Here is an 11,217-nt window from a genome sequence, read left to right as displayed (position 1 = left end):
GGCTGCCCCACGCCTAGATCCAGAAGGGTGACTGGTGCGGAGTGCAATTTCGACCGACACCGAAACCAACGAAAACCCGGGTGCGATACTCGACACGGATGCTGTGGTTGGGTGAAAAGAAAAAAATCTGCGAAAATAGAAATTCGCGGCAATGGGTGCCCTTTTCCCATAGACAAGGTCGGCTAAAGGGTGACGAAAAAAGTACAACGGCATATGTCCAATTCTTGATTCGAATGGCTATAATTTAGAACGACTACACCTCTGACTCATTTATACATCCGCCGATGAGTTCGGAGGGAATCGGCTGATCTTCGTTTGTTTCCAACTCAATTGATGCGGTTCGCTTTGCTCACCACATCCTACCAGTTAATCGTAGTTCGTGCTGACAGGCAAGGAATACGTATTACGTATTGCCTGTCACAGTTACAAGCATGCTGTATAGGTGTGATGGGAAGTGGGTTGGCCTTTGTTTTCTTCCAGCCCGAATGATGCGGTTCGCTTTGCTCACCACATCGGACCGGTTTGCACGGTTTGTGAAGCTTATGCAGATTGAGTTTATATAGGTTGCAGTTTGACGGATTTCAAAGGGGATGGGTGGGCTATGAAACAGGCGCCCGCCTTTATTTGCGGATCTCCCTGAATGCCCGCTTTCGCGGGAGTGAATCAGGGAGAATGATTGATTTTCAGAGGGAACCGCTTGTTGGGAGAAAAAGGGGATTTTTCTCCCAACACCCATGGGTCACTCAGACTCGGATTCAGACTCAGGCGCGCTTTCCTTATAGTCACACCCTTCCACCACACAGATATGCTGAGTCCCCCACTTTTTGGTGGTTTTTTCGGTGATGAAGGGGGCGTTGCATTTGGGGCAGGGGGTTTTCAGCGGCAGGTTCCACAGGGCATTTTTGCACTTGGGATATTGGGAGCAGGAGTAGAAAATCTTACCCCGCCGGGATTTTTTCTCCAGAAAAGTACCCTTTTTGCACTGGGGACAGTCGATTTCGGTGTTTTTGGGCTTTTCCAGAGGCTGATTGTTGCGGCATTTGGGATAGCCGGAGCAGGCATAATATTTTCCGTAGCGCCCCTCCTTGATGAGCATGAACTCACCACACTTTTCGCACTTTTCCTCTGAGAGGACCGGCTCCGCCTTGGGGGGTTGGTCGGGTTCCCCCTCTTTCTTGATGTTTTCGGTAAAGCGGCACTCCGGATAGTTGGAGCAGGCCTTGAAACGGCCATAGCGACCCAGGCGAATGAAGAGATCCTTGCCGCACTCGGGGCAGGCTTCTCCTGTGGCTTCGGTGGTGACATCCGCCCGCTTGGTGGTCTTGTCCTTTTCCTTGACCTGATCGATGAACGGCTGCCAAAAATCGTTGAGCAGCGGCACCCAGGCCCGCTCTCCCCGGGCGACGGCATCCAGGTCGTCTTCCAGGTGGGCGGTAAAATGATAGTCCAGATATTTGGGAAAGTGCTCCACCAAAAACTTATTGACCACCAGCCCGACATCCTCGGGAAAAAACTTTCTCTTTTCCAGTTTGACATAACCCCGATCCTGCAACGTGGACATGGTGGGGGCATAGGTGGAGGGTCGGCCAATGCCGAAGCTTTCCAGGCTTTTAACCAGGGTCGCCTCCGTGTAGCGGGGGGGCGGTTCGGTAAAATGCTGATTGGCGTCGAGCTTGTTTTGTTGGATCGCCTCGCCCTTTTTCAGGGGGGGCAGCATGGTTTCCGATTCGTCGTCGTTGCGATCCTGGGCCGAAACCTCATCCTGGCCTTCGCTGTAGACCTTCATAAAGCCGGGAAAATGGATCGATGAGCCGTTGGCCCTGAGACGAAAGGGGGCCTCGGGGTCGGGGCTGCCGACTGAAAGAGTCGCAGCGACCTTGTCGATTTTGGCGGAAGCCATCTGGGAGGTGACGGTACGCTTCCAGATCAGCTCGTAGAGGCGGAATTGATCCGGAGGCAGCACGCTTTTGAGCATCTCAGGGGTGCGGCTGGCATCGGTGGGGCGGATCGCTTCGTGGGCTTCCTGGGCATTTTTCGCTGACGATTTATAGCGTCTCGGGGTTTTGGGAACAAATTCCGGGCCGTAGCGATTGGAGATCAAATCCCGCAACGCCACCACCGCCTCCTGGGCCAGGGTCACCGAGTCGGTACGCATATAGGTGATGAGTCCCGCCATCTCCTTGCCGCCGTCGGCGGTGGGAACTTCCAGACCCTCGTAGAGCCTTTGGGCGGTGGACATGGTTTTTTTGGCGGAAAACCGCAACTTCCGGGAGGCCTCCTGTTGCAGGGTGGAGGTGATGAAGGGGGGGGCCGGATTGCGGGAAACCCGCTTTTTTTCCAGATCGGCGACAAACAGGGCCTGCTTCTCTATCTCACCCACCAGGCGCTTGGCCGTGGCATCATCGGGAATGTCGAATTTGCCGAGTTTTTTGTTGTCTGCCACCACCAACCGGGCCGGGAAGGGGCGGGGAGCACCTTGGGCCTTCTCTTTTTGAACTTCCGCCTGGATGGTCCAATATTCCTGGGGCTTGAAAGCCTCGATTTCCGCTTCCCGCTCGCAGACCAGACGCAACGCCACCGATTGGACCCGCCCGGCAGAGAGACCTCTGCGGACTTTTTTCCATAAAAGGGGGCTCAGATTGAATCCCACCAGATAATCCAAGGCGCGCCGGGCCTGCTGGGCATTGACCAGATTCATGTCCAGATCCCGGGCGTTGCCGATGGCTTCCTGGATGGCCCGTTGGGTGATTTCGTGAAAAACCACACGCTTGACCGGGACTTTGCTCAGCCCCCGCTTGGATCTGAGCACCTCCAGCACATGCCAGGAGATCGCTTCCCCTTCGCGGTCAGGGTCAGTGGCCAGCAACAGGGTATCCGCTCCCTTGGCGGCTTTGGCCAGGGCGGTCACATGTTTTGAGGAGTCTTTTGAAACCTCATAGTGCATGTGAAAATCGTCTTCCGGATCCACGGAGCCATTTTTTTTGGCTAGATCCCGGATATGGCCATAGGTGGCTACCACCTCATAATCCTTACCGAGGAATCGGTTGATGGTTTTGGCCTTGGCTGGTGATTCGACGACGACGATTGAGGTCATGGTTCGGGTTTACTCCAGGTGCTTCCCCAGGGTGAACGTGTTGCCGGGCAGGCGTTGAACCACCCCGACCAGTTCAAGCTGAAGTAAAATGCGCGAAAGAGATGCCACTGTCAATCCGCAACTCCGGGCTAGCTCATCAGCCAGGTGGGGGCCTTTTTTGAGTTGTTCCACGATGAGCCACGCTTCACTGCCCGATTGGGGGGGCGGTATGGCGCTTGCTGATGGCGGGTTTTGAGCTTGATTGGGTGGGGTGTCTGGTCTCTCTTCTGGCGATGTTCGAGGGGAGGCCTTTGATAAATGCGCCCCTGTGTCCAGCCTCTCCCCATGGTTGTTTGGAAGGCTGTCAGACCAGGAAAGTTCCAGCTCCTGGATAATATCAGCGACATTTTCCACCAGGCAGGCCCCTTGTTTGAGGAGATGGTGTACTCCCTTGGAGCGGCTGTCGGTGACCGGACCGGGCACGGCAAACACCTCTCTGCCCTGCTCCAGAGCCAGGCGGGCGGTGATCAGAGAGCCCGACTTCATGGAGGCTTCCACCACCGCCACACCCAGGCTCAAGCCGGAAATAATGCGGTTGCGTGGGGGAAAGAGATGGGGCAGGGCCGGGGTGCCCAGGGGGGATTCGGTGATGAGGCAGCCCTTTTCGATGATACGCCTGCGTAGTTCGGCATTGGCGTGGGGATAGTCGATATCCAGACCCGTGGCAATCACTGCAATGGTCTGGCCACCCCCCTCCAGAGCTCCCCAGTGGGCAGCGGTGTCGATACCCATGGCCAAGCCGCTCACCGTGATCAAACCGTGGCCGGAGAGATCGGCGCCCATTTTTCGGGCGAGTTGCAATCCCCCATGGCTGGCCTTGCGGGTGCCGACGATGGCCACCTTGTTTTTTCCCGTGAGCAGGGTGTCATCCCCCAGCACAAAGAGAATTGGCGGGGGATCGTGGATGGTGGCCAGCAGCGGCGGATAGTCGGGACCGCCCAGAATGAGGGCTTTACCCCCCAACTGGGCGAGGGCTGCCAATTCGTCCGGGGGGGAGAGGCCGGGATGGGGTTTGTGGTGACCCTTGAGAATCGTCTCAGCCAGTTGCGGTGTGGCCCCGGGGACCGCCTGCAACTCTTTGGCGGAGGCGTCGAGGAGCGCTTCCGGGGTGCCGAAATGATCAATCAGACGATTGATGAGGGACCGGTTGAGACCGGGGGTTCGGATAAATCGTAGCCAATCAACGTACAAACGCTGATTCATCGCTCACAGCACTGTTTGCGCTCTGGACCAGATCCCCCCGGGTGACAGACTCCAGGGTGCCGGCGAGGAGGGCAAAAGAGGCCTTTTCTCCCACATGGAACAAAATGGCCTGGCCAATCTCTTTGGAGGGATACCAGACGGTCTCTTTGGTTTCAGGATCCTCGGTGGTGGTGCGACGTTGGATAATGCTGAGAATGGATCCCTGAACCGCCTTGTCTCTGCGACCAACCCCCACGGTGACCACCTGATTGGTTCCCCCTTCCTCCATGCCTCCCACGATGCCCACGATATGGCCTTCAAGGGGAACGGGGGGATTGGCCAGGAGTTCATAGTCGGTGTTGGCCGGATGGTAGCGGGCGATGAGATCTCCGGGGTGAATCGATTGAAAAGAGGCCAAAATCCGTACCATGGGCCCTTCAGGGGTGTTGCGCTCCACCCGGGCGGTGCCCAATCGATAGGCCAGGGTACCCAGGGATTCATCGCTCTCGGGATCGGTCAGTTGGGGGCCGTTGCGAAAGATCGATAGAATTGCCCCCTTGGGCAGCGGGGTTTTAAAACGCACAAGCGCGGTGTCGTGTTGACCCAGGGCGTAGCGTTTGGTAGGGGAGCCGATCACGATGCCGTCTCCCTCAAAACCGTCGTCAACGATAAAGCCGACCTTTTCCAGAAAGCTTTTGATGAGATGTTTTTTGCTGTCAGAGAGCTGGGCTCCCTGCCTGACAGCCGGGCCAGTGTGGGCTTGTGGGGTCAATTTGACCACCGGCAGCCCGCCGGAGCTGGTGGCGGAGCCGCTACCGTTGGCGCCTGGACCCAACCAGACCTTGTCACCGGGATAGATCCAGTGGGGGCTGTTGATGTGGGCGTTGCGCTCCCAAATATCGGGCCAGCGCCTGGGGTTTTCGAGATATTTGTCGGAAAGATCCCACAGGGTATCCCCCTTGTTGACCGTATAGGGGTTGGTGGCGGGATCCTCTTCGCTGACAGCCGAGCCGGAGAGCAGGGTCAGAAAAAGGGCCAGGGCCCAACTCAGCGTGGTTTTTGTCAGGGTGGTATCATCAATCATCGGGCGTTTCATGGCGGCGGTCCTTTTTTGCCGATACGCGGTTCGGTTCCCTCAAGGAGGCGTTTGATATTGGGCCGGTGCCGCCAAAACACCAGGGGAGTGGTGACGGCTGAGACCATGAGTGCGTTGGTATCACCCAACACCGTCAAGGTGATGGGCATCACGGCAAAAGCGGCCAGGGAGCTTGCGGAAGAGAAGCGAAATATGACCGCACTCCCAAGCCAGGCCACCACAGCCACCCCGCCTGTGATGGGGCTCAAGGCGAAAAATATCCCCAACCCGGTCGCGACCCCCTTGCCCCCCTTGAATTTCAGATAGAGGGGAAAAAGGTGTCCCAAAAAGGCGGCCAGCCCCGTCAGCGCAGGGATGATCGATGGTGGTTCAAACAGAAAAAGGGCCACCACCACCGGGATGGTTCCCTTGATCATATCCAGTATCAGGGCCAGGGCACCGATTTTTTTGCCCACACTACGCAGGACATTGGTCGCACCGATGTTGCCGCTGCCCTGGTTGCGGATGTCTACCCCGCCCACCAGTCGCGCCAAAACCAGACCAAAGGGAATGGATCCCAGCAGGTAGGCGATAACCACGATAGCGTGGGGGGCGAATTCAGCCAGTGGGTTCAAGGATAGGGAGCCTTCTATCGGTAATGGGTGAAATCCAATTCAAGAATCGTTCCAGTTTATCTGTCGTCCAAACACCACTATATCGCCAGCCTGGGCTGGGTGGGTATGGGCTATCGGGATGAGCTGGCCGGGAGTGTGTTTTCCTCTGGAGATGGGGGATAGGCCCTGTGTTTCCACAGCTTTCTGATTTTCCAGGGATCGCCCAAACTTTTCTCCACCTGCCAGGCGGCTTTTTTGGCGAGAGGGGTCAAGGCCGCCACGAACGATTCCCGATCCGTATCCAGCACCTGGGGCCAATTGTTCGACCATTCCGTCAAAATTTTCTTTTCTTTCGCCGCAGCCTTGTCGATCATCTGGCGGGTCTCTTCCGATACCACCCGGGAGAGGATTTTTTGCAGGTCATCAGGCAACTTGTCAAACCAGCGGCGACTGACGGTAAAAACGCTCCAGCCGTGGAGGTGGCGGGTGTGATAAAAAAATTTGGCGCGCTTGGAGAGCACTGAGCGGGCCAAGACTTCAGGCGTACCCACCACCCCTTCCAGCCATCCCGACTCCATGGCTACCCCGGCCTCTTCTACAGGGATCACCAGAGTACGCATGCCAAAGGCTTTATGGAGGGAGGTGATCCAGTTGTCCAGGGGCACACGCACAGCCATCTTTTTAAAGGCTTCCACCCCGGGGAGGCGATTTTCCGGGAAGCTGTCAAAGTTTGCAGAGGGGGAGGTTGACGTTCCTGACCCGGCACCATGGGAATTTGTCGGGGTGGGGTTGCGGCGCTCTTCAGAGCCAAAATCCAACAGACCATAAAAGCCATAGGAGGCGTAGCCCAGCACTATCAGCTGTTTATCCTGGGCGGTCTGACGCAGGGATTGATCGATGGGGGATTCGATAAAATGGCTTACCTGGCTATAGTCGTTAAACAGATAGGGCAAGGTGAGCAGGCGATAGCCGGGCAGGGAGTTGGCCAGCACCGTGGCGGAGGTGAAGCCCCCTTCCAGGCGGCCTTTGATCTGGGCTTTGAGGGTTTCGGCTTCAGAGCCGGAGCGGCCCCGGTTGGAAATTTCAACCTTGATCCGGCCACCGCTGGCCTGTTCAATCTTACGGGCCATCGATTCCATGGAGCCCACATAGCTGACACTGGGGCCTTGGACTGCGGTGATGGTCATGGAGATGAGACCATCCTCCCCGACCAGTTCGTTCCCTGAGGGGTTTTCGGCCCATAACGATCCTGGCAGCAGGAGCAGCAGGAAAAAAGCCCCAATGATCATCCCCGAGGTGGGCAGGGGGAAACGGGAAAACAGGATCCTTGGAAAACGCGGCAGAAGGCTCAATGGTTTTTCCAACTCATAAGGTTTTGCCAAAAGTTGATGGGGGCGGTTGCGCCAATTTTCATTTCTCCTTATCGTATCGCCTTAATTTAAGGATTTCGTGGCGTTTGCGGAACGTTTTTTTTCAGTTAGGGAGTCGGAAAGATGTCCAGATCGTTAAACAGGGTGCAACTGATCGGCAACCTGGGGTCTGACCCGGAGATCCGTTTTACCCAGGATGGCAGGCCTATAGCCAATCTCAGCTTGGCAACCTCCGATTCCTGGAATGATAAACAGGGGCAACGTCAGGAGCGGACCGAATGGCACCGGGTGGTGGTTTTTGGCAAATTGGCTGAGATTATCCAGCAATATTTGCGCAAGGGCAGCAAAATTTACATCGAAGGCAAGCTGCAAACCCGAAAATGGACCGACCAGCAGGGTCAGGATCGTTACACCACCGAGGTAGTGCTCAACCCTTATGACGGGCAGATGATCATGCTGGGTGGACGCTCTGAGGGGGGTGGTCAGGGAGCGGGTTATGGCGGCGGAGGCGGTGGGCAATCCTACCAGCAGCAAGCTCCGGCCCCTAAACAGCAGGCCTCGGCTCCCCAGCAGCAGGCCCCGGCTCCCCAGCAGCAGGCCCCGGCCCAGCAGAACAGTGCCCCCCAAAGCCAGCCCGATTTTAACCAGGGCCCCAACTTTGACGACGATATTCCCTTCTAGATACCTGTTGACGATGGTCAACCGTTTGAGGAGATGTAAACCATGAATCGCCTATCGCTTTCTTTGATTGCCGGATTGGGTGTTGTCGGGGCTGTTTTCATGGCCTCACCCGTTTTGGCCGAGCCCGACCCCACCAGCCAGGCCGCCTGGTCAGGGGGGATGTTTTCCGGTGAGGGCACCTTCCAGAGCTACTGCATGCCCTGCCACGGTTTTGAAGGCAAAGGGGACGGTATGCTGTCGGAATCCCTGGGGGTCAAGCCCCGGGACCTGACCGATGTGGCTTTCATGTCCTCCAAAACCGATGCCCATCTTTTCCAGGTGATCAAAAAAGGCGGCGCTTCGGTGGGTTTGACCGAAAACATGACCCCCTTCGAAGGGCAGTTGAGCGACCAGGAGATCAAAAACGTCGTCAGCTATCTGCGCAAATCGATCTGCAAGTGTGAGCCGGCGGCCAACTGAGTTGACGGTTTTTCGGTCACCACCCGGTCTGCCTTCAAGCTGAAAAAGCTTCAGGTGGATGAGGTTTTGATTTAAAAAAACGCCGTTTGGTGATGGATCGCCAGACGGCGTTTTTGTGTGTGTGCCGGGGTTGGTCGGTGTATTGATGGGGGGTGGGAGGGGATCCAAGCCATGAAGGTCACTGGCTTTTTGGTTGTTTTCCGGAGAAAATAGCGAGTTGAGATCCGTGGTTTGGTAGCCCGATGAGCCGGGGGTGAGGGTGGGCTCTATTGCATGTCATGGATAGGGTGTGTGGTGTGAGGGAGAAGGCTGTTTTGAACGATTTTTTGCAAACGGTGGAAAAATATTCCGGTGAGGCGGCGCTGCCGGGGTGTGGGGTTTCGACGATTCAGGTCAACGTGGGCCTGCGTTGCAACCTGGAGTGCCGCCACTGTCACGTGGCGGCTTCCCCAAGACGCCGGGAGGCGATGAGCTGGGCGACCATGGAGCGGGTTTTGGCTCTGGCCGAAAAGCTCGACTGCCGGGAAGTGGATATCACCGGGGGAGCCCCTGAGCTGAACCCCCACTTTAAAAAATTGATCACCGCTCTCACCGAGCGTCACATCCGGGTGCAGGTACGCACCAATCTGACAGTCCTGCTGGAGCCTGAGCTTGGCGGCATGGCAGAATTCCTGCGGGATCAGGGGGTGGGGTTGGTGGCTTCTCTACCCTGCTACCTGGAAGAAAACGTCGAGGCCCAGCGGGGTGAGGGGAGTTATCAGCAATCGGTGGCAGCGATTCGTCTGCTCAACACCCTGGGTTATGGGGTGGATCCGAGTCTGCCCCTGAATCTGGTCTACAACCCCGGTGGACCTTCCCTGCCCCCCAGCCAGGCCACCCTGGAAGCAGACTATCGGCGGGAGATGCAAGATCGTTTCGGCCTCTCTTTTACCCGGCTTCTCACCATTGCCAACATGCCCATCGGTCGATTTTTGGCCCAGCTGCGCAAACGGCGGGAGGAGGCGGACTATTGGGCGCTTCTGGAGCAGGCCTTCAACCCCGATACCCTGGATGGGCTCATGTGCCGTCGGCAGATCAGCATTGCCTGGGATGGGGGGCTCTACGATTGCGACTTCAATCTGGCTTTGGGCTTGCCCATGGCCCTCGATAAAGGGGGGGAGCTGGCTTCGACCGATCCCAAGGAACTCCGCCACCGCCAGATTATCACCGGCAACCACTGCTTCGCCTGCACCGCCGGTAGCGGCTCTTCCTGTGCCGGGGCGCTGGCTGCCTGAGCTGGCAGGGGGGTGGTTTGGCGGCTGTCATGCCAGGATCCGTTTGGTGGGAGAGTGTGGAAGTTACACATCAGCCAAAGGAACGTCCGGTTGAAACGCTTTTTTCAAGGGGGGAATGGCGATGGCAACGGTGTGTCCCAAGTGTGATTATGAACGAACAGCCAATGAGTTGGTTTCCCCGCTGGAGTGTCCCAGGTGCGGGATCATCTACAAAAAATATCGCCCTCCCCGGGAGGAGGGGATAGGGGCTGGCGTTGGCTCCGAGCTTCCTTCCCGGGGAGGGCGGGCAGCCAAGAGTTCCAAGGGTTCCAACGTTTCGATCTGGCCGATAGTGGTGGTGGCGATTTTGGCTGGGGGATATCCCTACTATAAAGATGTGTTGCGAAGCCTGCACCAGGAAGTTGAAAACGAAAGCACCTCTCCCCGAAAAAAACAGATTAAAATTCCCCCCTTGCAGTGGTTTTCCCCAGATGATCATCTCAAGCTGAAAGTGCCGGGCCGGATGGTCCAAACCAAGCTCTCTCCCTATGCCCAGGCGCTACGGTCCGCATCCACTCCCGGCATGATGGCGCCTACGTTGGATGAGGATTATCTGGAGAGTGAATTCAAGCCGGTGAAGGTGTATGTTTCCTATGGGCATATGAAAACCCGACAGACCACGGTTTCAGCCGGTATGTCGGCGGTAACGACCACCTGGTCGTATGATTTTTCGAAAAACTTTAAAGAGACCAAGCTGTTTTTGCGCCGCTTCGTGGGAGGCGGGGCGCACACCATTATCGATTTGAAACAAGGGGAGCGGGAGGAGGGTGGGGTGAAAAAAATGGTTTTTTCCGGTCGCATCCGCTCCGAAAACAAGCGCCGGGAGGTGCTGAAATCCGCAGCGGTGGATGGGATGATGATGGTTTGGGAAGGGAGCATGTGGGATGTGCTGGTGGTTAATCAGACCACAGCAGATGATCACACCCTGGGCCGGAAAATTTTGGACTCCATTATTCTCTCCCCGGAGTGATTTTCAGGGGCTGATCCCCAAGTTTGTTCCCATCCGTTGGCCCCACCCGCCGAGCCTGCCATAATCAGTTGCCTTATAGTCGATTTTTTTACCAATCACCGTTGATGTGTGGAGGTGAGTGAAGATGAGTGGGATCACATTGATACGCAATCCGGATCCGAAAGAGCTGGAGGAGCAAGGGGTTGAGAGCTGGTCCATCTGGAGCAAAGAGGCCTCCACCTTTCCCTGGAGCTATGATGCGAAGGAAACGTGCTTTTTTTTGGAAGGGGAGGTGGTGGTAACTCCGGATGGGGGAGAGCCGGTGAAGATGGGCCAGGGGGATCTGGTCACCTTTCCTGCCGGGATGTCCTGCACCTGGGAGATTATCCAGCCGGTTCGCAAGCACTATATTTTTGAATAATCCAGTGGTCGCTCTTCGGG

At 56.7% G+C, this 11,217-nt stretch carries 10 protein-coding genes; 5 read left to right on the top strand and 5 right to left on the bottom strand.

The genetic code is table 11. The annotated features are described in order from the left end of the window. Positions 1-739: 739 nt before the first annotated feature. The 5 genes from topA to dctP all read right to left on the bottom strand — a co-directional run bounded on the left by topA (position 740) and on the right by dctP (position 7,356). Positions 740-3,094 (bottom strand): type I DNA topoisomerase, encoded by a 2,355-nt coding sequence (gene topA, locus HQL52_04420; GenBank protein ID MBF0368683.1) that lies wholly within the window; start codon positions 3,092-3,094, stop codon positions 740-742. A 9-nt stretch (positions 3,095-3,103) separates the two neighbouring features. Then, positions 3,104-4,336 (bottom strand): DNA-protecting protein DprA, encoded by a 1,233-nt coding sequence (gene dprA / locus HQL52_04415; protein ID MBF0368682.1) that lies wholly within the window; start codon positions 4,334-4,336, stop codon positions 3,104-3,106. Beyond that, entirely contained in the window at positions 4,314-5,411 is a 1,098-nt protein-coding gene (locus HQL52_04410; GenBank protein MBF0368681.1) for a LysM peptidoglycan-binding domain-containing protein, read from the bottom strand. The genes dprA and HQL52_04410 overlap by 23 nt, the downstream gene beginning before the upstream one ends. Next, positions 5,408-6,025 (bottom strand): glycerol-3-phosphate 1-O-acyltransferase PlsY, encoded by a 618-nt coding sequence (plsY, locus tag HQL52_04405; GenBank protein MBF0368680.1) that lies wholly within the window; start codon positions 6,023-6,025, stop codon positions 5,408-5,410. Before plsY ends, HQL52_04410 begins: the two co-directional genes overlap by 4 nt. A gap of 110 nt (positions 6,026-6,135) precedes the next feature. After that, the gene (gene dctP / locus HQL52_04400; GenBank protein ID MBF0368679.1) at positions 6,136-7,356 is read right to left on the bottom strand and encodes a TRAP transporter substrate-binding protein DctP; all 1,221 of its coding nucleotides are present in this window, start codon (positions 7,354-7,356) and stop codon (positions 6,136-6,138) included. 141 nt (positions 7,357-7,497) lie between these two features. Here dctP and ssb point away from each other — a divergent pair, with 141 nt between their 5' ends. From ssb to HQL52_04375, 5 genes are all read left to right on the top strand, one after another. Then, entirely contained in the window at positions 7,498-8,055 is a 558-nt protein-coding gene (gene ssb, locus HQL52_04395; protein ID MBF0368678.1) for a single-stranded DNA-binding protein, read from the top strand. A 42-nt stretch (positions 8,056-8,097) separates the two neighbouring features. Next, entirely contained in the window at positions 8,098-8,514 is a 417-nt protein-coding gene (locus HQL52_04390) for a cytochrome c (GenBank protein MBF0368677.1), read from the top strand. Between the two features lie 278 nt (positions 8,515-8,792). Next, positions 8,793-9,788, top strand: coding sequence for an arsenosugar biosynthesis radical SAM protein ArsS (gene arsS / locus HQL52_04385; protein MBF0368676.1), 996 nt, complete (start codon positions 8,793-8,795; stop codon positions 9,786-9,788). Positions 9,789-9,903: 115 nt separating this feature from the next. Continuing rightward, positions 9,904-10,797: a hypothetical protein gene (locus HQL52_04380; GenBank protein MBF0368675.1), complete on the top strand. Its 894-nt coding sequence runs from the start codon at positions 9,904-9,906 to the stop codon at positions 10,795-10,797. A 124-nt stretch (positions 10,798-10,921) separates the two neighbouring features. Next, on the top strand, positions 10,922-11,197 hold the full coding sequence (locus HQL52_04375; GenBank protein ID MBF0368674.1) for a cupin domain-containing protein: 276 nt from the start codon (positions 10,922-10,924) through the stop codon (positions 11,195-11,197). Positions 11,198-11,217: the final 20 nt, after the last annotated feature.

The sequence above is a fragment of the Magnetococcales bacterium genome (assembly GCA_015232395.1).
GTDB lineage: Bacteria > Pseudomonadota > Magnetococcia > Magnetococcales > JADFZT01 > JADFZT01.
Note: the sequence above shows the minus strand (reverse complement) of the source record. Positions and strands in the feature narration are given on the sequence as shown.

Coding starts and splice junctions, on each gene's coding strand:
- topA (MBF0368683.1), bottom strand. CDS start 3,094: ATGACCTCAATCGTCGTCGTCGAATCACCAGCCAAGGCCAAAACCATC.
- dprA (MBF0368682.1), bottom strand. CDS start 4,336: ATGAATCAGCGTTTGTACGTTGATTGGCTACGATTTATCCGAACCCCC.
- HQL52_04410 (MBF0368681.1), bottom strand. CDS start 5,411: ATGAAACGCCCGATGATTGATGATACCACCCTGACAAAAACCACGCTG.
- ssb (MBF0368678.1), top strand. CDS start 7,498: ATGTCCAGATCGTTAAACAGGGTGCAACTGATCGGCAACCTGGGGTCT.
- HQL52_04390 (MBF0368677.1), top strand. CDS start 8,098: ATGAATCGCCTATCGCTTTCTTTGATTGCCGGATTGGGTGTTGTCGGG.
- arsS (MBF0368676.1), top strand. CDS start 8,793: ATGGATAGGGTGTGTGGTGTGAGGGAGAAGGCTGTTTTGAACGATTTT.
- HQL52_04380 (MBF0368675.1), top strand. CDS start 9,904: ATGGCGATGGCAACGGTGTGTCCCAAGTGTGATTATGAACGAACAGCC.
- HQL52_04375 (MBF0368674.1), top strand. CDS start 10,922: ATGAGTGGGATCACATTGATACGCAATCCGGATCCGAAAGAGCTGGAG.